Genomic DNA, 18,710 nt, shown 5'->3' with positions numbered 1-18,710 from the left:
GCCCGGGGCCGGCCGGCGGCCCCGGGGGCGGTCAGCGACGCAGGGTCAGCAGCCCGCCGCGCGGCACCGGGATCACGTCCGCCCGGTCCAGCTCGACCTCGCCCTGCCGGACGATACGCCCCCGGGCGTCCTGCACCGTCACCGCCACCTGCCCGCGGCCGCCGGTGAGCCGGACGTCCGGGTCGGCGTCGGCGTTGGCCACCAGCAGGGTGCGCCAGTCGTCGCCGGAGGCGTCCACCGGCAGCGCGGCGTACCGGGCCACGGCCACCGTGCCGGTGTCGGTACCGGCGCCGGTCCCGCCGCCGGTGCCGCGCGCGGTGACCATCGGGTAGCCGAGGTCCGGGCGGGCCGGGAGCAGCTCGCCGAGCTGGAGGGTGTCGGCGTGCTCGCGGAAGACGCCGAGCCAGAAGGCGATCGCCTCGCGCTGCTCCTCGCTCTGGGCGGCGAGGTCGACGGAGATCTGCGGCACCGAGAACAGCACGTTGATCAGGTGGCAGGCGACCTGCTCGGCCGGTTCCTCCCGGTGCCACATCAGCATGTCGGCGTGGACCGGGACGGGCCCGGCGGCCAGCCGCACGTCGATGGTCCGCTGCCGGTTCTCCTGCGGGCTGAGCGGGCAGTCGGTGGCGCGGATCATGGTGGCGTACGGCCACAGGCCGGGGCTGACGTACGGCTGGCGGTGCTCGATCATCGCCTCCGGGTTCGCGGCGGTGATGCGGCCGCGGATCGCGGCGAGCAGCCGCTCCACGCCCTCGTCCACGCTCGCGCAGTCCGCGCCGGGGCGGGCCGCCGGGGCGTCGTCGCGCTCCGCGGCCCGGGCGAACCAGTCGACGAAGTCCACCTTGAGGCCGTCCATGCCCCACTCCTCGACGGCCCGGACGAGCCGGTCGGTGAGGAAGGCCCGGACCTCGGGGTGGCGCGGGTCCGCGACGATCGCGCCCATGTGGGCGGCGTCGGCCAGCGCGAGGTGGCCGATCTCCCGGTACGCGGCGCTGTCCTTGCCGATGAACGGCAGCGCGTACCAGAGCATGTAGCGCACCCCGAGCTCGTGCACCCGCCGGACGTGGGCGGCGGTGTCGGGCAGCGACACCGGCTCCCAGTCACCGCAGTGGGCGTAGCCGCGGGTGCGGTCGGCGGTCATCCAGCCGTCGTCCACGATGATCACGTCCAGGCCCAGCTCCTTGCCGAGCGCGGCCTGGGTCTCGACGCCCTTGGGGGTGATGTCCTGGTGCATCGAGTACCAGGTGGAGTACGCGGGACGGCGGGCGGCCTCCGGGATGTCGGCCGTACGGCCCTCGCCCCACCAGGCGGCCAGGTCGGCCAGGGCGCGCCCGAAGTGCCGGCGCGAGGTGTCGATCCGGACGGTGAGCCGGTCGGTGGCCTGGGCCCAGAACCGGAACTCGCCGGTCTCCTCGACCACTCCGGCCCCGGCCAGCACGTCCGGGCGGTCGGCCGCGAAGGCGCTCAGGGCGACGTCGCCGGTGCCGACCAGCGCGGCGATCGGCGCGCCGTTGGCCAGCGAGGTGCGGCGCGGGGCGCTCCAGGCGGCGGGCAGCCAGCCGGTGCCGCGCGGCTCGGGGGTCCAGAGGGCGGTGGCGTCGACGCAGGGCACCCGCCACTCGATCCGGACCTCGCCCGGGCCCTCGGCCGTCACCTCCACCACGCCGTCGGCGACGCCCCGGGCCGTGCCCGTGCCGCTCACCCGCAGGTCCAGCCCGTCGGCGTACAGCGGACGCAGGCCGCCGGCGGCGGTGGGGGCGTGCGGCTCCCAGACGTCGGCTGCGGCCGCGCCGGCCGTCGTCCCGCTCGTACCGGCCGTGGCGCCGGCCGTGCTCACGGTCGTGCCGGTGTCGTTCGTCTCGGTCATGGTCAGCCCTTCGTGGCGCCGGCCAGCAGGCCGGAGATGAACTGCCGCTGGAGGACCAGGAAGAGGACCATCATCGGCAGGGTGGACAGCGCGGTGCCGGAGAGGATCGCGCCGTAGTCGGTGTTGGACTTGTTGCCGTGCAGCGTCGCCAGGGCGACCGGCAGGGTGTGCATCTCGGGGCTGCGCAGGGCGATCAGCGGCCAGACGAACTGGTTCCAGGAGCCCAGGAAGAGGAAGATCGACAAGGCCGCCAGCACCGGCCGCATGACCGGCACCACCACGCTGAACAGCACCCGGAGTTCGCCCGCACCGTCGACCCGGGCGGCGTCCAGGAGTTCGTCCGGCAGGCTGCTCAGCGACTGCCGCATCAGGAAGATGGCGAACGGCACGCACAGGCCCGGCAGGATCAGCGCCTGGTAGGTGTCCAGCAGGCCGAAGTCCGTCATCATCTTGAACAGCGGTACCAGCACGACCTGTTCGGGCACCACGAGGGTGGAGAGCAGCAGCGCGAAGAGCAGGGTTCGGCCGCGGAAGCGGAACTTGGCGAAGGCGTAGCCCGCGAGCAGCGCCACGACCAGGGCGCCCAGGGTCTGGACCCCCGCCACCAGCAGGGAGTTGCCGACCACCCGGAGCAGGCCGATCTTCTGTTCCAGGTGGCTCAGGTTCTCGCCGAGGCTCCCGCCGGGCAGCAGCTTCGGCGGCCAGTCGAAGACCTCGGCGTCCTTGCGGGTGGCGGAGACCACCAACCAATAGAAGGGGGCGATCGACAACCCGGTGACGCCGGCCAGGAAGAAGGTCAGCGGCCAGCCGCGCAGTTTCTTGAGGTTCACTTGTCCTTCTCCCCCATCAGGCGCATCTGGACGGCGCCGAGCACCGACACGAGCAGGGTGAGCGCGTAGGCGATGGCGGAGGCGTAGCCGAAGTCGAAGTACCGGAAGCCGTTCTGGTACAGGTACATGGAGACGGTCAGGGTGGCGTTGTCCGGCCCGCCGCCGGTCAGCACGTACGGCTCGTCGAAGAGCTGGAGCGTGCCGATGGTCGAGAGCACGACGGTGAACAGCAGCACCGGGCGCAGCGCGGGGACGGTGATCGAGGTGAAGCGGCGGATCGGGCCGGCCCCGTCGACCATCGCGGCCTCGTACAACTCCCTTGGTATGGACTGGAGTCCGGCGAGGTAGATGACGGCGTTGTAGCCGGTGTAGTGCCAGGTGAGCACCACGACGACGGCCATCCGGGCCCAGACGGGCTGGCCCAACCAGTCGACGGAGGGCAGGCCGACGGCGTTCAGCAGCCAGTTGACGGCGCCGTCGTCGGCCTTGAGCAGGTAGGCGAACATCACGCCGGTGGCGACCAGGCCGGTGACCGAGGGCATGAAGACGCCGAGCCGCCATACCGTACGCCAGCGCACCAGCGCGGAGTTGATGCCGACGGCCATCAGCAGGGCCAGGCCGAGCATCAGCGGGACCTGGACGACGAGGATCTCGCCGGTGTTGCGCAGGGCCGTCCAGAACAGCGGATCGTCCAGCAGGCGCCGGTAGTTGGCGAGGCCTGCGTCGCGGGTGGCGGCGCCGGAGCCGGTGGTGAAGGAGAGCAGCAGCGAGTCGATGACCGGGTAGGCCTTGAACACGCCGAAGGTGAGCAGGGCGGGGGCGAGCAGCAGGTACGGCACGGCGCCGCGGCGCCAGCGGGCGCGGCGGAGCCGGCCGGAGCGGCCGGGCCCCGCGGATCCCTTGGACCCCTTCGATCCCTCGGACCCCTCGGACTCCTTGGCGAGGGCGGCGGGCGGGCTGGCGGCACTCATGCGATACCGCGTCCCGTCTGCTGGGCGAGCTGCTTGGCGGCGTCCTGGAGGACGGCGGCCGGGTCGGCGCCCTTGAGGAAGACCTTGGTCTGGGCGTCGCTGACGAGCTTGAGGGCGCGGGCGTAGTCGCCGGAGTAGTTGGTCGGGTCCCCGCCCTCGACGGCGAGGTCGGTGAAGGTCTTGAGCACCGGCTGGCCGCCGTAGAAGGCGCTGGGGGCGGCGTACATCGGGTCGGTGTAGGCCTCGGTGAGAGCCGGGAAGACGCCGCCCGCGTTGAACATCGTGTTGACCGAGGCGGCGCGGGTGAGCGCGTACTCGACGAACTTCCAGGCGGCGCGGCGGCGCGGGCTGGAGGCGGCGACGGCCAGGTGGGTGGAGTTGACCAGGGCAGTGCGCTTGCCGCCGGGGGTGACCGCCGGGGGCTTGGTGAGGCGCCAGTTGCCGCTCTGGTCGGGGAACTTCTTCTCCAGGTAGTGCGCGACCCAGGTGGGCATCGCGGCCGCCCCGAGCTTGCCGGTCTTCATCACCGGCGGCCAGCTCTGGACGCCGGGGGTGTCGCCGATCAGCCCGGCCTCGTCCAGCCGCTTGATGATCGTCAGGGCCCGCACGGCCGGCTCCGAGGCGACGGTGATCTTGCCCTGGAGGTCGAAGTAGAAGGCGCCCTGGAGCTGCATCAGGCCCTGGAGGAAGTCCAGGTCGGGGGTGGGGTTGGCGGCCCGGTTGACACCGATCAGGGCGATGCCGGGGTTGGCGGCCTTGAAGCGGTCGGCGACGGCGAGCAGGTCGTCCCAGGTGGCGAAGGTCTCGGGGTCGATGCCCGCCTTGTCGAAGTAGTCCTTGCGGTAGAAGAAGCCGAGCGCGTTGACCTCCCAGGGCAGCGCGTAGGCGTGGCCGTCCTTGCCGGTGACGACCGGCCACAGGCCCTTGGCGAACCTGTCCTTGTACGCGTCGGCGCCGAGCGCGGAGAGGTCGGCCAGGCCGCCGGGGAACTTCTCCTGGTAGCCGGGCAGGTAGTCACAGCCGATGTGCAGGACGTCGCCGAGGCCCTGGCCGCCGGCCGCCAGTCCGACGGTGATCTTGTCCCAGATGGCGGGCTCGCCGATGTCCTGGACGTCGACCTTGATCCCCGGGTTGTCCTTCTCGAAGGCCGGGACGATGCCGCGCAGGGCGTCGGCGGCGGTGGCCCAGGACCAGACGGTGATCGTGCCGGTGTCGGCGTCCCCGCCGGCGGCGCCTCCCGAGCCGGAGCCGCCGCCGCAGGCCGCGAGGGAGCCGCCGGCCGCGACGGCCAGCAGGCCGGCTCCGGAGGCGCGGAGAAGGTCGCGTCGGGAAAGGTGTGACATTGCATTCCTCTCGGTGGGGTGGCGCCGGAAGGCTGTGGTGCGAAGGGGGTGGCGCGAAGGGTGGTGCGAGGGGGTGCTGAGCGCAGGCGGGGGTTGCTCTGCTGTTTTGAACGTTCAAACACACAAAACAAACCAGAACCAAACAGGTTCCAACGAGCGGACACAGCAAACGCCCGCCCTCCCCGTGCCGTCAAGACCTGGAGAGGGGAACGACGGGCTCCGCAACCGTTCCGTTATCAGCCGGTGGCCCGACCCTGCGAACGGATCCCGGATCGCTTTCCGGCCAGATTTGTCATGCATCCATCCACTTTCGACCGGCCCCGCCACCCCTCCGACTAGGGTCGCTCCAGCTTCGCGGCACGGCGCCGTACGGCCATCGCGCGGCGCTCCGCGGACCCGTCGATTGGACTGGTGAGTAGTGAACATCAAGCATCGCCACGTGCCCGGTCGTTCATGGACGGCGACGGTCCGGGGCCGGCTCGCCGCCGCGGTGGGGGTGGTCACCCTGCTGGTGGCCGTCCTCACCGGCACGGCCGCCGGCACGGCCACCGCGGCACCGGCGGCGGCACCGGTCGCCGCCGCCCAGGCCTCCCCCGGCTGGGTCTGTCCCGGCACACCCATACCGGACGGCTACGTGATCACCCAGCGCCAGCCGAGCGGGTGCAACAAGGCCGGCGCCTGGTACATCCAGCCCGTGCAGAACGGCATCTGGACCTGCGCCACCTCGCCGATTCCCCCCGGCTACGTGATCACCCTCCACAACGCCACCGGCTGCAGCGGCATCGACTACTGGTACCTGGAAGTGCCCCGCGACGGCCAGTACACCTGCGCGGGCTCACCGATCCCGCCCGGGTACGTGCTCACCGGCCACATGAACTCCGGCTGCGGCAACATCGGCTCGTGGTACCAGCAACTGGCCCGCGTCGGCGAGTACATGTGCCCCTACCAGCCCGTTCCGGCCGGCTTCCGCGCCGGCACCTACAACGCGAGCATGTGCAGCGGCCTCGGGGGCTGGTACCTGCTCGCCGCCTGATCCGACCGTCCCCGGCGGGCACCGCGCAGCGCCGAACGCCCGGTGCCCGCCGGGGAGTCCGACCGTCCCGCGTCCCAGCCGCCCATCAGCCGCTCACCCGGACTCAGCCTTCCGCCGACCGCGGCTCCCCGTCGGCGCCGGGGAACCGCGTCCCCGGGGTGACCGGGATCCCGCGCGACATGGCCTCGAAGTCCAGGATCGGGTGGGTCAGGATCTCCTCGACCTCGTCGGTCAGGAGGTTGCCCAGGATGAACTCCTCCTCGGCCCCCGAGCCGAAGGTGACGACCTGTCCGCTCGACTGGATCATCCAGTTGAGCAGCTCCCGCTCGCTGCTCTCCGCGAGGTGGATCTCCCGGCCGGGGTGGTCACGCCGGATGCCGTCCACGACCTCGCGGACGTCCTCGACCGCCACCCCGAGCCGGCGGACCGTGTCCGGCGACGCCCGTCGGCCCCACCACTGGAAGATCACCCACTGGGCGACCGAGGGGTGCGACATGATCTCGGCCGCGAGCTCCGGCAGTTGGTGGAGGTTCTCGGCACTCGCCACGGTGTGCACCCGCACCCGGTCGAAGCCCTCGGCATCGCACAGCGCGAGGGATTCCAGCAGCGCCCGCAGGAGGTTGCTGTCCGGGCTTCGGCGGAACGCCCGCTGCACGTCCGCGGTGACGGCGTCCAGCGGAAGCCGCAGCGAGGACAGCCCCCGGAGCCGGGCGAGCTTCTCGGCGGTGAGCGTGTAGCCGGTGGTGTCGAGGCCGACCTTGAGGCCGGCGGCGATGGCGTGGTCGACGACGTCGAAGATCGGCGGCCACAGCAGCGGGTCGCCGCCGGCCAGGACCAGGTCGGTGGTCCCGTGCGCGGCCAGCTTGCCGATGATCCGGTCCGCCTGGGCGAGGTCGATCTGCTCGGCGGCGAACGGGTTGTAGCAGCCCTGGCAGGACATCGGACAGCGGTTGTTGATCGACCAGTTGACCCGCCGCACGCGCCGGCCCGTACGCGGCCGGTCGGCCCGGCCGCGGATCCCGGCCACCAGCTGGGCCAGGCGCCGGGCCTGCGGGAGGGTGGCGTCCGCGAGCAGCTCCTCGGCCCGTTCGACGGCGGCCGCGGTGGCGTTGTTCTGGAGCAGCAGGAACGCCAGGCGCCACCGCATGGCCTCGTCCGCCGGGTCCCGGAGCAGGGCCTGTTCGACCCGCGAGGTCAGGGCGCCGAGGTAGCCGGGGTTGAAGTGGGCCGGCTCCAGGCGCCGTTGGAAGTCGTCGGCTATGGACCCGCGCTCCAGGGCCCGGTCGTAGCCGGCCCGCAACGGGTGCGGGGGCAGGATCTCCACGTGCTGCCGAGTGGACATGGGGTGCTCTCCGGTGGGGGTCAGTTCGAGGCGGACGGCAGCAGGACGACCATCGAGTCGGCGGACGACAGCCCCATGCTCTCGACGAAGACCGCGTCGCGGACGCGCTGCGCGACGGCGGGGTGGGTGGGGGCGTCGAGGTAGCGGGCGGTGGATTCGAGCGGGGTCAGGCCCCGTTCGGCGATCAGGGTGCGCAGGGCCCGCGGGAGGTTGTCGAGGTCGTCGCGTATCCCGGCCAGGTCGAACCGGTCGGCCAGCCGCGTCGCGGCCCTGCGGGCCTTGGCCAGGTTGGTCGGCGGATCCTGGACGGTCGCCTTCGCCAGGTAGTAGGGGACGGGCTGCATCATCCAGGCCAGCGCCGCGCGCGGGTCGTCCTCGTGGCCGGGCAGGTCGAAGGCCTCCGGCCCGAGCCCGAGGCCGTCACAGAACCACTCGGGCCGCATGCTGATCCGGTAGTGGGCGTGGCCGGCCAGCCGGAACGCCGGAAGCCGGGCGATGACGGACGTCGTCTCGATCCCGAAGGTGTCGGAGATCCGCCGCATCCTCCGCCCCACCACGGCCCGGACGTCCGGCACGTACGCGTCCTCGCCCACGAGGTGGATCAGGTCGAGGTTGGAGACGACGTCTCCATCCGGCCCGGTGCGGTGGTCGCCACGCGCGAGTGAACCGGTCGCCGCCACCGACATGCCGGTGACGTCGGCGAACTCACGGGCCAACTCCTGGAACAGCAGGGGGACGTCTTCGGGTCTCACGTGGCTCCTCAGGTGTCGGCGGCGACGGCGAGGAAGAGCTTCACACGCTCTTCCAAGTCCTTTTACATCGTGGAGAGTTCGTATTCAGGCGCGCAGCCTAACAGCGGATCACCACAAATGGTCACGTTCGCATCAACTACCCCATGCGATATGACCGATACGCCGACAGAATCATTCATATCCGGTCAATCGAAGGCCACTCGACGCACGTAGACCGGGAACGGGTCGGGCCCGACGAACGCGACCGCCCCCACCGCACCGAAGTGGTACAGCCGGTGGCCGATCTCCCCGGCGGACCGAGGGCCGAACCGGCTGTTGAGGTCGGCAGCCTGGTCGGCGTCCAACGCGAGCAGGGCCAGTCCGGCCCGGACGCGGACTTCCTCGACTTGGAAAGCGATGCCAGGTACATCCAGACGTGGCAACCGCTGGTTCTGCCTGGGCTCTTGCAGACCGAGGACTACGCACGCGCCTCGCTTGGAGCGAACCCGGCGGCTGTCCGCCCCGAACGCATCGACCAACTCGTCAAAGTGCGGATGGAGCGCAAGGGCGTCCTGGTCAAGTCAGAGCCTACGCGCTTCTGGGCGATCATCTGGGAGCCAGCTCTCCGATGCCCGGTCGGTGGAACCAACGTACAGCGCGCACAGTTGGACTACCTGGTAGAAGCCGCACAACGCCCCAACGTCACCTTGCAGGTCGTCCCGCTCGATGTCGGCGCAGTCGCTGGAGCGTGCGGAGCGTTCGTGATGTTCGGCTTCACCGATTCACCGAATCCGGGGGCAGTGTTTCTTGAGACCCTGACCAGCAGCCACTATCTGGAGCAGGAAGCGGAACTGGACGGCTATGGGCTTGTCTTCGACTACCTGAGGTCATCGGCCCTGAATCCGGCCCAGTCGATCGATATGATCACCGCCATCGCGACAGGGATGTGAGTGCGAGATCAGAGAAGAGGGTGAGCACATGACCATGCCGGAGATCTCCGCCCGCGGCTGGTACAAGAGCAGCTACAGCGCCCAGGCGAACGACTGCGTAGAGACCACGCTCGTCGCCAGCAGCGGCATGGCGGTCCGGGACTCGAAGGACGCGAACGGCCCGGCCCTCGCCTTCCCCACCGACACCTGGACGGCGTTCGTCACCGCCCTCAAGACCGGCGAACTTCCCAACATGTGAGCACCCCCGCGCGAGAAGTCGACCCAGCCGACTTCTCGCGCAACCACACCCACTCGCTCAAGCGAACGGGAACGCCACCCTCAGCACCTCGACGAGGCGGGCCTTGACTGCCTCCGTATAAGCAAGCAGGGTCCGCTGCCCGCCGTCTACGAAGTCGCCGCCCTGGAGAAGCGGGAGGCACTCGCGGCGCCTGCGCGCGAGGGCAAACCCTGGATGTGGCCTTCGATCGGCTTCGGACAGCAGCCCTCGATGTAGGGCCGACGCGGCGGCTCGTCACACAGATTGCAAAGGAACTCGAATGATCGACCCGAGTCGGGACAACCTGACGCACGCGGCTTGGCGAAAGAGCAGGTACAGCGCCAACCAGGGCAACTGCATCGAGGTCGCCGACGGCTTTACCGGCACCGTTCCCGTCCGGGACTCCAAGGACCCCAACGGCCCCGCGCTCGTCTTCCCCGCCGACGCGTGGTCCGCCTTCCTCGCCGCCCTCAAGACCGGCGAACTTCCCAACACGTGAGCACACCCGCGCGAGAAGTCGGCCCAGCCGACTTCTCGCGCAACCGATCAGCCAGGACGCCGCCCGCCGCACGACTGACCGGAGCAACAGCCGGAGGGTCCTGCTCCGGCATGACCCGCCCCGGTGCGGCCCGGCGGCTTCAGGGGGCCGCCGGCGGGGCGAGGTCCTTCGTCATGAAGACCCTGCTGGTGCCCGGCGGGTCGCACGGGACGTCGCCCAGGCGTCGCCAGCCGTGCTTCGCGTAGAACCCGGGCGCCTGGAAGCTGATCGTGTACAGCACCGCCGTGCGGCAGCCGCGTGCGCGGGCCTCGTTCTCGGCCCGGCGCAGGATCTCGCTGCCCAGGCCGCCACCGCGCAGCTCGCCCGGCAGGAAGAACAGGTCGAGGAAGAACAGCCCGAGTGAGGTGCGCCCGGTCAGACCGCCGATCACCTGGCCGGTCCGGGAGTCGCGTACCAGGACGGCCAGCGGGCGGCGGTCGTCGATGGCGGTCGTGTCGGTGTTGAACCGGTCCAGGGCATCGGAGACGAGCGATACGTCGGTGGGCTCCGGGGCATCGGTGACCGTGAGGCCGATGCCGGGCCAGGGGTTCGGTGGGGTGATGTCGGTGGCGGGCATGAGGTTCCCAGGGCGGTTGGCGGAAGAGGTACGGGCGGAGGACGCGGTGGCCTCGGCCGGTACGGGACGATAGGGCGCGGACGCTTCGGCCCGACCCGAATCGAGACCGACGACAATCGAAGGCATGGACGATCAGCGCGAGAGCCGGGACGTCGGTGTGGACCTGGCCGTCGTGGCCAGGCTGCTGGCCGACGGCACCAGGGCGGACTTCTGTCTGGCCCTGCTGGACGGCCGGGCCTGGACGGCCAAGGAACTGGCCCGCCATGCCGGTGTCGCGGCCTCGTCCGCGACCGAGCATCTGAACGTGCTCGTACGCGGCGGACTCCTCGTCGAGGAACGGCACGGGCGCCACCGCTACCTGCGGATGGTCGATCCGCGCGTGATGGCCCTGATCGAGAGCCTCGCCGCGCTCGCGCCGCACCGCGCCCCCGGACCGCGTTCGCTGTCGGGCTCGGGGCGGCAGCGGGCCCTGGCCCGGGCCCGGCTGTGCTACGACCATCTGGCCGGGGAACTGGGCCTGGCCGTCACCGACTCGATGGCCGATCGCGGCCTGCTGGACTGGGGCGCCGATCCGTCGCTCACCGTCAAGGGGGCGGCCTGGCTCGGAGACCTGGGCATCGCACTGCCCGACGCCTCCCGCAGGCCGCTGGTACGCGCCTGTCTGGACTGGACCGAACGGCGCCCGCACCTGGGCGGGGCCGTCGGCGCCGCCGTCTGCGGGCACGCCCTGGCCGCGGGGTGGCTGACCCGGATCGGAACCACCCGTGCCCTCGCCGTCACGGATCTGGGCAGACGTGAACTGCGCGAGCACCTCGGACTGCCCGCGACCACCGACATGCCGTCCCGGGACCAGGAGGCGGACTAGCGACCCCGCGACGCACGGGCCGGGCGCGAACGGGGCCCGCGCGAGGAGTCGGCCGGGCCGACTCCTCGCGCTCCCGGCCGCGCGGCGCTACGGGAGCACCGGGCGCAGGACCTCGGCCACCCGGGCCTTGACCACCTCACCGTGGACGAGCGGGACGGGCCGGCCCCCGCGCTCAACCGAAACACCGAGGTCCGCCAGCACGTACAGGGCGCGTAGGGTGCGCACCGTGTTGGAGGCCCAGACCGGCATCGGCCCGCGCTCGTACGGGGCGAGGGCCTCGGCGATCGGCGACAGCCAGGCGGTCGAACGCTCCGGCGTCAGGTCGGGGCGGGTGAGGACGAGAGCCACGGCCTTGGCGAGCCGGTCATCCTCACGCTCGGCGAACAGGTACTCCGTCGGGGCCAGCAGGCGCTCGGCGGCGAGCGCGAGCAGCGGTTCCGGGTCGACCTCGGGCCGCAGGCCGAAGGCCCCCAGCAGGTCCGCCCCGTGCGCCACCGCGTGCAGCCACCCGAGCGCGTCGTCACGGCCCCGCAGGTCGGCCTCCGCGCGGTACCAACCGGCGAACGCGTCGACCCACGACGGCCTGAGCACCCCCTGACCCACGATCATCTTCAGGACGAGCGGAGCGAACGTCCGGGCTTCGATCCGCGGATCGCTGAAGCGCCCCGCCATCAGGTCCCCGAGCGCCAGGCACCCCTCACCGTCGATCACCCCGCCCCGTATCCAGGCGTCCAGCACCGCGTACGGGTAACCGTCCCTGACCTCCGGGTCCGGATCCCCCAGAGCCACCGCCAACTCCGCGGTCAGTTCGTCCAGCCCGCGCCCCGGGGGAAGTTCGCAGTCGTTCTCGTAGATCTCACGCCAGTTCGTCACGGCCGGACCCTATCCGTGGCCGCCGAGCCCTTTCACCTGCATTTTCGCCCTCGCCGGCAAGGCCCCGACCGCTTGGATTCGATCAACACCCGCCCGAAAAGGATCATCACTCCGACAAATCGAGTCCGTCGAGCACAGGGACGACAAGCGGCTGGACTTGTCCAACGACGCGAACAAGTTCACCGCCTCGGTCGTGATGGGCGATCCCGGCACGGCGCCGGACACCCTGCACCTGACCGTCGTCGCCCCCTGCGTCCCGCGCGGCGCTGGCCCGGGGGCCTCCGCGAGCGGCTGACGGCGAACCCCCGCCCGGTCCCGCGTGGGAAGTCGGCCGGGCCGACTTCCCACGCGGCCGCCGTCCGCCGTCAGCGGCCGACCTCGCGCAGGCGGAAGTCCTCGACCGTCTCGCGCCGGATCAGCAGGCGGGCCCGGCCGTCCTTCACCGCGACCACGGCCGGGCGGCCGACCAGGTTGTAGCCGGACGCCATGGACAGCTGGTACGCGCCGGCCGCCGGCATCGCCAGCAGGTCGCCGGGGCGCAGGTCGGCGGGCAGTGCGGCGTCGCGGACGAGCACGTCCCCGGCCTCGCAGTGGCGGCCGACCACGTCGACCCGTGTCTCCCCCGCCTCCGAGCGGCGGCCGACCAGCCGCACCGTGTACGGCGATCCGTACAGGGCCGGGCGCGGGTTGTCGCTCATGCCGCCGTCCACCGCGACGAAGCAGCGGCCGTCCGCCGTGTGCTTGACGGACAGCACCCGGTAGACCGCCACGGCGGCCGGTCCGGCGATCGCGCGGCCGGGTTCGACGATCAGCCGGGGCACGTCCAGGTCGGCCTCGGCGCAGCGCACCGCCAGCCGGTCGGTGACCCGGACGGCGAACTCGGCGAGGTCCAACTCCTCGTCCCCGGGCAGGTACCTGATGCCGTGGCCGCCGCCGAGGTCCAGTTCGGGCAGTTCGACGCCGTGCCGGTCCCGGGTCTCGGCGAGCAGCCGCACCACCGCGTCCACCGCCTCCAGGTACGGCTCGACCGAGGTGATCTGCGAGCCCAGGTGGCAGTGCAGGCCCGCCAGTTCGAGCCCCGGCTGGTCGAGCACCCGGGCGATCGCGTCGGCCGCGTCGCCGCCCTCGACGGGGAAGCCGAACTTCTGCCCGCCGACCCCGGTCCGCACCGCCGCGTGGTGCCCGGCGGCGATCCCCGGGACGATCCGGACCAGCACCTTCTGCGGCGTGTCGGCGGCCACCAGGGCGGCCAGCCGCGCGATCTCAGCCGGGCCGTCGATGACGATCCGCCCGACCCGCAGCCGCCGCGCCAGCCGCAGTTCCTCCGGGGACTTGGCGTTGCCGTGCAGCAGGATCCGCTGCGCCGGGAAGCCGGCCGAGACCGCCAGCCACAGCTCGCCCGACGAGCAGACGTCCAGGCCCAGCCCCTCCTGCTCCACCCAGTCGGCCATCGCGCTGCAGAGGAAGGCCTTGGCCGCGTACAGCACCTCGGCGTGCGGCAGCGCCCGCCGGTACGCCCGGGCCCGCCCCCGGGCCTCGGCCTCGTCCAGCACGTACAGCGGGGTGCCGAACCGCTCGGCGGCCTCGGCCAGCCCGACCCCGCCGATCAGCAGATCGGCTCCCCGGCCGGGCCGCGCCGTGGCCGGCCAGGGGCCGCCGAGCACGTCGGCGGAGACGGCTCCAGGGGCGGTCCCGGGGGTGGTGGGGACGGGCGGGGCGATGAGCTGGGTCATGGCGGCTGCTCCTCTGGGTGGGCGCGTGGGCGGCGGACGCCCTGACGGGTGTCAGTCCTCGTAGTGCATCGCGAAGCGGCAGTTCGCCGGGCGGGTGCGGTCCCGGTCGGCGGCCGGGGACGGTTCCGGCGGCTCGGGGCGGTCCCGGCGCCAGGCGGCGGGCACCAGGCGGACCGTCCGCTCCAGCGGCTCGTCGACGTCGATGACGGCGGTGACAGTGGTCATGGCGGGGTTCCTCCAGACGACGGCCCGGGCGGCCGCACCCCTCCAGTGGAGACCCTCCGCACACCGACCGCACCCGCCCTTGACGCAGGGCGTACGGCCCGGGGCCCGTCCTTGACGCCTTCCTGACAGCCGTCCGGCGGCCGGCCGGCAGCGGTGTCAGAGCTCCGTCAAGGACGGGGGTTTCGCCGCCAATCCTGTGTCAAGAGCGGCATGTCCCCCGGTTCTCCGGTGGTGGGCTGTCCGCCGTCCCCGCAGCCCCACCCGAACCCGCCGCCCCCGACGAACCGGGGCGGCCCGGAAGGTCCCCCGAGACGATGCGCCGTTCGGCCCTCACCACCCCGGACAACACCCCCGACCAGCAGAACTGGTTCCGCCGCCCGGAGCGCACCGCGGCCCCCGCGCCCGAGCCGCCGCCGAGCCACCGGCCCACCTCGCCGGGCGGCCGCCGCCGGCTGATCACCCGCCGCCAGCTGGCCGAGGCGCTGCCCGCCGCCGTCCGCAAGCTCCACCCGCGCACCATGATGCGCAACCCGGTGATGCTGGTGGTGGAGACGGGCTCCGCGCTCACCACGATCAGCGCCGTCCTCCACCCGGGCGTCTTCGCCTGGGTGATCTCCTTCTGGCTCTGGCTGACCGTGCTGTTCGCCAACCTCGCCGAGGCCGTCGCGGAGAGCCGCGGCAAGGCGCAGGCCGAGTCGCTGCGCCGCGCCCAGTCCGCCACCACCGCCCGGCGGCTGCTGCACTGGCGGGTCGGCACCCGCGACCACCGCCACGAGGTCATCCCCGCCGGGCAGTTGATGGTGCACGACATCGTGCTCGTCCCGGCCGGCGAGGTGGTCCCGCGGGACGGCGAGGTGGTCGAGGGCGTCGCCACGGTCGACGAGTCGGCGATCACCGGGGAGTCGGCTCCCGTCATCCGCGAGTCCGGCGGCGACCGCACCGGCGTCACCGGCGGCACCAGGGTGCTCTCCGACCACCTGGTCGTCCGGGTCACCTCCCGCCCCGGGCAGAGTTTCGTGGACCGGATGATCGCCCTGGTCGAGGGCGCCGACCGGCAGAAGACGCCGAACGAGATCGCGCTCAACATCCTGCTGGCCTCGCTGACCATCGTCTTCCTGCTCTCGGTGGTCTCGCTCCAGCCGATGGCCGTCTACGCGCACGCGCCCCAGACCACCATCGTGCTGGTCGCGTTGATGGTCGCGCTGATCCCGACCACGATCGGCGCGCTGCTCTCCGCGATCGGCATCGCCGGGATGGACCGGCTGGTGCAGCGCAACGTGGTCGCCCTCTCCGGCCGGGCGGTGGAGGCCGCCGGGGACGTGGACGTGCTGCTGCTCGACAAGACCGGCACCATCACCCACGGCAACCGGCGGGCCGTCGCCCTCCACCCGCTGCCCGGAGCGACCACCGAACAGCTCGCCGAGGCCGCCCAGTTGGCCTCCGTCGCGGACGAGACACCGGAGGGGCGGTCACTGGTCGAACTGACGAACCGTCAGTACTGGGTGCCGCCGCGCTCCCCCGGCGAACTCGGCGAGCAGCAGCCCGTACCGTTCACCGCCCACAGCCGGATGAGCGGCGTCGACCTCACCTGGCCGGACGGCACCACCTGCCTGGTCCGCAAGGGCGCGGCGAACGCCGTCGCCCGCTGGGTCGCGGACTCCGGCGGGCGGCTGCCGGCGGAGGCCGAGCCGCTGGTGGACCGGATCGCCGGGGCCGGCGGCACCCCGCTGCTGGTCGCCGTCCACGACCGGCACGGCGCACGGGCGTTGGGCGTGGTCGAGCTCAAGGACGTGGTGAAGGAGGGCATCGCCGAACGCTTCGCCGAGCTGCGGCGGATGGGCATCCGTACCGTCATGGTCACCGGGGACAACCCGCTGACCGCGCGCGCCATCGCCGCCGAGGCCGGGGTGGACGACTTCCTCGCCGAGGCCACCCCGGAGGACAAGCTCGCCCACCTGCGGCGCGAACAGGCCGCCGGGAACATGGTCGCGATGACCGGCGACGGCACCAACGACGCCCCCGCCCTCGCCCAGGCCGACGTCGGCGTCGCGATGAACTCCGGCACCCCGGCCGCCAAGGAGGCCGGCAACATGGTCGACCTCGACTCCAATCCGGCGAAGCTGAGAGAGATCGTCCGGGTGGGCAAGCAACTCCTCATCACCCGGGGCGCGTTGACCACCTTCTCGATCACCAACGACGTGGCCAAGTTCTTCGCGATCATCCCCGCGATGTTCGCGAACGCCTACCCCGGGCTGCACCACCTCAACATCATGGAGCTGCACAGCCCCACCTCGGCGATCGCCTCCGCGATCATCTTCAACGCGCTGATCATCGTCGCCCTGATCCCGCTCGCCCTGCGCGGCGTGCGCTACCAGCCGGCCTCCGCGACCGACCTGCTCCGGCGCAACCTGCGGGTGTACGGACTGGGCGGGCTGGTGCTGCCGTTCCTCGGCATCAAGGCGATCGACCTGATCGTCCAGTTCGTCCCGGGGCTGGGCTGAGCGATCGGCCGGGGGATCCCGACCGGCCCGTCAGAGCGCTGTCAAAATGTGGGCGACCCGCGTCATGGTGGTGTCAGCGGCGGTACGGACGGCTCCGTTCCGGGGTTCACTGGAGACATCCGAAGCAAGGAGTTCCGAACCGGCGGAGCCCGATGGAGAGAGCCGCCGGAGAGACGGAGGCGAACGGCCATGACCGGGACCACCCGAGTGATCGTCGGCCTGAGCGGATCACTGAGCAGTCTGGCCGCCCTCTACCACGCCGTCGGCGAGGCGGCCCGGCACCAGGCGGTGCTGGTGCCCGTGGCCGCCTGGGCCGCCAACGAGCGGGACGGCCTACGGCCGCTCTCCGAACTGGAGCACGCCGCCCGGCGACGCCTCGACGTCGCCTTCGACCAGGCCTACGGCGGCTACCCGTCCGACCTGGTCATCCACCCGCTGGTGGTCAACGCCGAGCCCGGCCCCGCCCTGGTCGGCGCCGTCACCGGCCCGGCGGACCTGCTCGTCCTCGGCGCCGCCACCCGCCGCCGCCTGGACCGCCTGCGGCACGGCTCGGTCGCCCGCCATTGCCGCCACCGGGCCGGCTGCCGGGTGGTCGAGGTCTCGCCCTCGGCCCTCCTCACCCGCCTCGAACTCCCGGCCCGCACCGGCGCGCCACTCCCCCTGCTGGCCCGCTGACAGATCGTCACCGACCTTCTGCTGACGCCCACTTGTGCTACTCCGGGACGCGCAGGTGGGCGCTCAGCCAGCCGAGGGCGGGCGGGATGAGCCGGCCCCAGGTGGTGAAGTTGTGGCCACCGGTGTCGACCGTCTCCTGGTCGACCACCAGCGGCGGACGGGCCGCCGCCGCGAAGGCGCTGGAGTCGGCGTAGGTGCTGCCGTCCTCCTTGCTGTCCGCGAGCAGCACCGCCAGGGGCGGCATCGGCAGGTGGGCCAGGCGCCAGTCGAGGTCGGCCTCGGCGCGGCGCCGCGGGTCGCCCGCGAAGAGGTCGCCCGTCGTGACGTCCTCCGCCGCCTTGAAGTAGCCGGAGAGCGAGACGGCCGCCGGGAAGGTCCGCGGGTGCTCCATGCCCAGCTTGACCGCGCAGTAGCCGCCGGTCGAGTCGCCGACGATCCCCAGGCTGCCGGTGCCGTCCAGCACTCGGTAGGAGGCCCGCAGGTCGGCGGGCACGTCGGTGGTGAAGTAGCGCTGCACCTGCGGCCCGTTCGGGATGTCCTCGCACTCGCTGTCCCGGGGCATGGTCGGCGAGGGCCGCATCAGCACCAGGACGGTCGGCTGCATCGACCCCTTGCGCAGCAGGTCGAGTTCGGCCGCCGGGTAGCGCAGCTTGGTGACCAGGTTGGCGGCGTCGCCGGGGAAGCCGGTCAGCACCAGCACGGCCGGGAAGTGCCGTGCCTCGCCGCCGGGTTGGAAGTACTGCGGCGGCAGGTAGACGTAGCCGTCGGAGCTCAGCCCGGTGGTCACCCCGGGCAGCCGCACCCGGTCGAGCCGCCCGATCCGGGCCGGATCGCGGCCGACCGCCCCCGCGCCGGCGATCTCCGCCGGGCCGAGCACCTGCACGCCGGCCGCGCCCGCACCGGTTCCGCCGCCCGTCCCCGTACCGCCGCCCGTCCCCCGGATCACCCCCGCGCCGTGCTCGCGCCCCAGCAGGTCGGACCAGCTGCTGTAGAACACGAAGTAGTCGTTGACGGCGAGCCCCAGCGTGACCAGCAGGGCCAGCTGGGTGACGGCGATGGTGCCGAGCCGCAGGAACATCGCGGGCCAGCTCCGAACAGCCAGCCGGGGCCAGACCCACAGCGTGCCGAGCACCGTGAACACCGCGAGCAGCGCCATCAGCGCCAGCAGCTTGTGGTTGGTGAGCCCCATCGGCCCCGACCTCCCCTACCGCCGTGGAACCCGGCCGCGGAACCCGGCTGTGGTACCCGGCGCTGTGGAACCCTGCCGCGAAGGCCGGCCGTGGAAGCGGAGCTCCGTACTCAAAGTAGCCGGTCGGACACCTCCGGGCACGCCATCGCGAGCCCGGGTTCCGCAACTTCGACAAGCCTGTCGAAGTTGGCATGCCCAGGCTATGCTGACC

Annotated in this window: 19 protein-coding genes; 8 read left to right on the top strand and 11 right to left on the bottom strand. The window is 72.3% G+C overall.

The genetic code is table 11. The features are described from left to right. Positions 1–31: 31 nt before the first annotated feature. The 4 genes from ACFY4B_RS08345 to ACFY4B_RS08330 are packed head-to-tail and all read right to left on the bottom strand — an operon-like array spanning position 32 to position 5,011. On the bottom strand, positions 32–1,867 hold the full coding sequence (locus ACFY4B_RS08345; RefSeq protein WP_387966897.1) for a glycoside hydrolase family 36 protein: 1,836 nt from the start codon (positions 1,865–1,867) through the stop codon (positions 32–34). Between the two features lie 2 nt (positions 1,868–1,869). Next, positions 1,870–2,697: a carbohydrate ABC transporter permease gene (locus ACFY4B_RS08340; protein WP_387966896.1), complete on the bottom strand. Its 828-nt coding sequence runs from the start codon at positions 2,695–2,697 to the stop codon at positions 1,870–1,872. Next, on the bottom strand, positions 2,694–3,668 hold the full coding sequence (locus ACFY4B_RS08335; protein WP_082345322.1) for a carbohydrate ABC transporter permease: 975 nt from the start codon (positions 3,666–3,668) through the stop codon (positions 2,694–2,696). The genes ACFY4B_RS08340 and ACFY4B_RS08335 overlap by 4 nt, the downstream gene beginning before the upstream one ends. Continuing rightward, positions 3,665–5,011 (bottom strand): extracellular solute-binding protein, encoded by a 1,347-nt coding sequence (locus ACFY4B_RS08330; RefSeq protein ID WP_074002528.1) that lies wholly within the window; start codon positions 5,009–5,011, stop codon positions 3,665–3,667. The genes ACFY4B_RS08335 and ACFY4B_RS08330 overlap by 4 nt, the downstream gene beginning before the upstream one ends. A 439-nt stretch (positions 5,012–5,450) precedes the next feature. Here ACFY4B_RS08330 and ACFY4B_RS08325 point away from each other — a divergent pair, with 439 nt between their 5' ends. After that, positions 5,451–6,044: a hypothetical protein gene (locus tag ACFY4B_RS08325; RefSeq protein ID WP_049650074.1), complete on the top strand. Its 594-nt coding sequence runs from the start codon at positions 5,451–5,453 to the stop codon at positions 6,042–6,044. A gap of 103 nt (positions 6,045–6,147) precedes the next feature. Here ACFY4B_RS08325 and ACFY4B_RS08320 read toward each other — a convergent pair whose 3' ends face one another. Both ACFY4B_RS08320 and ACFY4B_RS08315 read right to left on the bottom strand, forming a co-directional pair. Continuing rightward, the gene (locus ACFY4B_RS08320; protein ID WP_387966895.1) at positions 6,148–7,386 is read right to left on the bottom strand and encodes a radical SAM protein; all 1,239 of its coding nucleotides are present in this window, start codon (positions 7,384–7,386) and stop codon (positions 6,148–6,150) included. 20 nt (positions 7,387–7,406) lie between these two features. Next, the gene (locus ACFY4B_RS08315) at positions 7,407–8,138 is read right to left on the bottom strand and encodes a hypothetical protein (protein WP_387966894.1); all 732 of its coding nucleotides are present in this window, start codon (positions 8,136–8,138) and stop codon (positions 7,407–7,409) included. A 143-nt stretch (positions 8,139–8,281) separates the two neighbouring features. On the opposite strand from ACFY4B_RS08315, the gene ACFY4B_RS08310 reads away from it, so the two are divergent. The 3 genes from ACFY4B_RS08310 to ACFY4B_RS08300 all read left to right on the top strand — a co-directional run bounded on the left by ACFY4B_RS08310 (position 8,282) and on the right by ACFY4B_RS08300 (position 9,822). Then, positions 8,282–9,067, top strand: coding sequence for a DUF5753 domain-containing protein (locus ACFY4B_RS08310; protein WP_387966893.1), 786 nt, complete (start codon positions 8,282–8,284; stop codon positions 9,065–9,067). A gap of 28 nt (positions 9,068–9,095) precedes the next feature. Beyond that, positions 9,096–9,305, top strand: a complete 210-nt coding sequence (locus tag ACFY4B_RS08305; protein ID WP_387966892.1) for a DUF397 domain-containing protein — start codon at positions 9,096–9,098, stop codon at positions 9,303–9,305. Between the two features lie 298 nt (positions 9,306–9,603). Further along, the gene (locus ACFY4B_RS08300; RefSeq protein WP_380743767.1) at positions 9,604–9,822 is read left to right on the top strand and encodes a DUF397 domain-containing protein; all 219 of its coding nucleotides are present in this window, start codon (positions 9,604–9,606) and stop codon (positions 9,820–9,822) included. A 139-nt stretch (positions 9,823–9,961) separates the two neighbouring features. Here ACFY4B_RS08300 and ACFY4B_RS08295 read toward each other — a convergent pair whose 3' ends face one another. Next, entirely contained in the window at positions 9,962–10,438 is a 477-nt protein-coding gene (locus ACFY4B_RS08295) for a GNAT family N-acetyltransferase (RefSeq protein ID WP_387966890.1), read from the bottom strand. Positions 10,439–10,562: 124 nt separating this feature from the next. Here ACFY4B_RS08295 and ACFY4B_RS08290 point away from each other — a divergent pair, with 124 nt between their 5' ends. Next, positions 10,563–11,303, top strand: a complete 741-nt coding sequence (locus ACFY4B_RS08290) for an ArsR/SmtB family transcription factor (RefSeq protein WP_387966889.1) — start codon at positions 10,563–10,565, stop codon at positions 11,301–11,303. A gap of 87 nt (positions 11,304–11,390) precedes the next feature. Here ACFY4B_RS08290 and ACFY4B_RS08285 read toward each other — a convergent pair whose 3' ends face one another. Beyond that, entirely contained in the window at positions 11,391–12,176 is a 786-nt protein-coding gene (locus ACFY4B_RS08285; protein ID WP_387966888.1) for a DUF2785 domain-containing protein, read from the bottom strand. A 157-nt stretch (positions 12,177–12,333) separates the two neighbouring features. Here ACFY4B_RS08285 and ACFY4B_RS08280 point away from each other — a divergent pair, with 157 nt between their 5' ends. After that, the gene (locus ACFY4B_RS08280) at positions 12,334–12,471 is read left to right on the top strand and encodes a hypothetical protein (protein ID WP_387966887.1); all 138 of its coding nucleotides are present in this window, start codon (positions 12,334–12,336) and stop codon (positions 12,469–12,471) included. 70 nt (positions 12,472–12,541) lie between these two features. Here the strand turns inward: ACFY4B_RS08280 and lysA are convergent, their stop codons facing one another. Together lysA and ACFY4B_RS08270 are read right to left on the bottom strand one after the other, a co-directional pair. Continuing rightward, positions 12,542–13,909, bottom strand: coding sequence for a diaminopimelate decarboxylase (lysA, locus tag ACFY4B_RS08275; RefSeq protein WP_387966886.1), 1,368 nt, complete (start codon positions 13,907–13,909; stop codon positions 12,542–12,544). Positions 13,910–13,960: 51 nt separating this feature from the next. After that, on the bottom strand, positions 13,961–14,134 hold the full coding sequence (locus tag ACFY4B_RS08270) for a hypothetical protein (protein WP_375874815.1): 174 nt from the start codon (positions 14,132–14,134) through the stop codon (positions 13,961–13,963). A 314-nt stretch (positions 14,135–14,448) separates the two neighbouring features. Here ACFY4B_RS08270 and kdpB point away from each other — a divergent pair, with 314 nt between their 5' ends. Next, positions 14,449–16,635, top strand: coding sequence for a potassium-transporting ATPase subunit KdpB (gene kdpB / locus ACFY4B_RS08265; protein ID WP_387966885.1), 2,187 nt, complete (start codon positions 14,449–14,451; stop codon positions 16,633–16,635). A 189-nt stretch (positions 16,636–16,824) separates the two neighbouring features. Further along, positions 16,825–17,310, top strand: coding sequence for a universal stress protein (locus ACFY4B_RS08260; RefSeq protein WP_049650056.1), 486 nt, complete (start codon positions 16,825–16,827; stop codon positions 17,308–17,310). Positions 17,311–17,347: 37 nt separating this feature from the next. Here ACFY4B_RS08260 and ACFY4B_RS08255 read toward each other — a convergent pair whose 3' ends face one another. After that, positions 17,348–18,499 carry an alpha/beta hydrolase gene (locus ACFY4B_RS08255; RefSeq protein ID WP_387966884.1) on the bottom strand — a complete coding sequence of 384 codons (1,152 nt, stop codon included), beginning with the start codon at positions 18,497–18,499 and terminating at the stop codon, positions 17,348–17,350. Positions 18,500–18,710 lie beyond the last annotated feature (211 nt).

Source organism: Kitasatospora sp. NPDC001261 (genome assembly GCF_042896795.1).
Lineage (GTDB): Bacteria > Actinomycetota > Actinomycetes > Streptomycetales > Streptomycetaceae > Kitasatospora.
The sequence above is the reverse complement of the archived record's forward strand: the minus strand, read 5'-3'. Positions and strand labels throughout refer to the sequence as shown.

Excerpts from the sequence above, each read along its gene's own strand:
- ACFY4B_RS08345 (WP_387966897.1), bottom strand. The coding sequence starts at position 1,867 with ATGACCGAGACGAACGACACCGGCACGACCGTGAGCACGGCCGGCGCC.
- ACFY4B_RS08335 (WP_082345322.1), bottom strand. The coding sequence starts at position 3,668 with ATGAGTGCCGCCAGCCCGCCCGCCGCCCTCGCCAAGGAGTCCGAGGGG.
- ACFY4B_RS08330 (WP_074002528.1), bottom strand. The coding sequence starts at position 5,011 with ATGTCACACCTTTCCCGACGCGACCTTCTCCGCGCCTCCGGAGCCGGC.
- ACFY4B_RS08320 (WP_387966895.1), bottom strand. The coding sequence starts at position 7,386 with ATGTCCACTCGGCAGCACGTGGAGATCCTGCCCCCGCACCCGTTGCGG.
- ACFY4B_RS08310 (WP_387966893.1), top strand. The coding sequence starts at position 8,282 with ATGCGATATGACCGATACGCCGACAGAATCATTCATATCCGGTCAATC.
- ACFY4B_RS08305 (WP_387966892.1), top strand. The coding sequence starts at position 9,096 with ATGACCATGCCGGAGATCTCCGCCCGCGGCTGGTACAAGAGCAGCTAC.
- ACFY4B_RS08300 (WP_380743767.1), top strand. The coding sequence starts at position 9,604 with ATGATCGACCCGAGTCGGGACAACCTGACGCACGCGGCTTGGCGAAAG.
- ACFY4B_RS08295 (WP_387966890.1), bottom strand. The coding sequence starts at position 10,438 with ATGCCCGCCACCGACATCACCCCACCGAACCCCTGGCCCGGCATCGGC.
- ACFY4B_RS08290 (WP_387966889.1), top strand. The coding sequence starts at position 10,563 with ATGGACGATCAGCGCGAGAGCCGGGACGTCGGTGTGGACCTGGCCGTC.
- lysA (WP_387966886.1), bottom strand. The coding sequence starts at position 13,909 with ATGACCCAGCTCATCGCCCCGCCCGTCCCCACCACCCCCGGGACCGCC.
- ACFY4B_RS08270 (WP_375874815.1), bottom strand. The coding sequence starts at position 14,134 with ATGACCACTGTCACCGCCGTCATCGACGTCGACGAGCCGCTGGAGCGG.
- kdpB (WP_387966885.1), top strand. The coding sequence starts at position 14,449 with ATGCGCCGTTCGGCCCTCACCACCCCGGACAACACCCCCGACCAGCAG.
- ACFY4B_RS08260 (WP_049650056.1), top strand. The coding sequence starts at position 16,825 with ATGACCGGGACCACCCGAGTGATCGTCGGCCTGAGCGGATCACTGAGC.
- ACFY4B_RS08255 (WP_387966884.1), bottom strand. The coding sequence starts at position 18,499 with ATGGGGCTCACCAACCACAAGCTGCTGGCGCTGATGGCGCTGCTCGCG.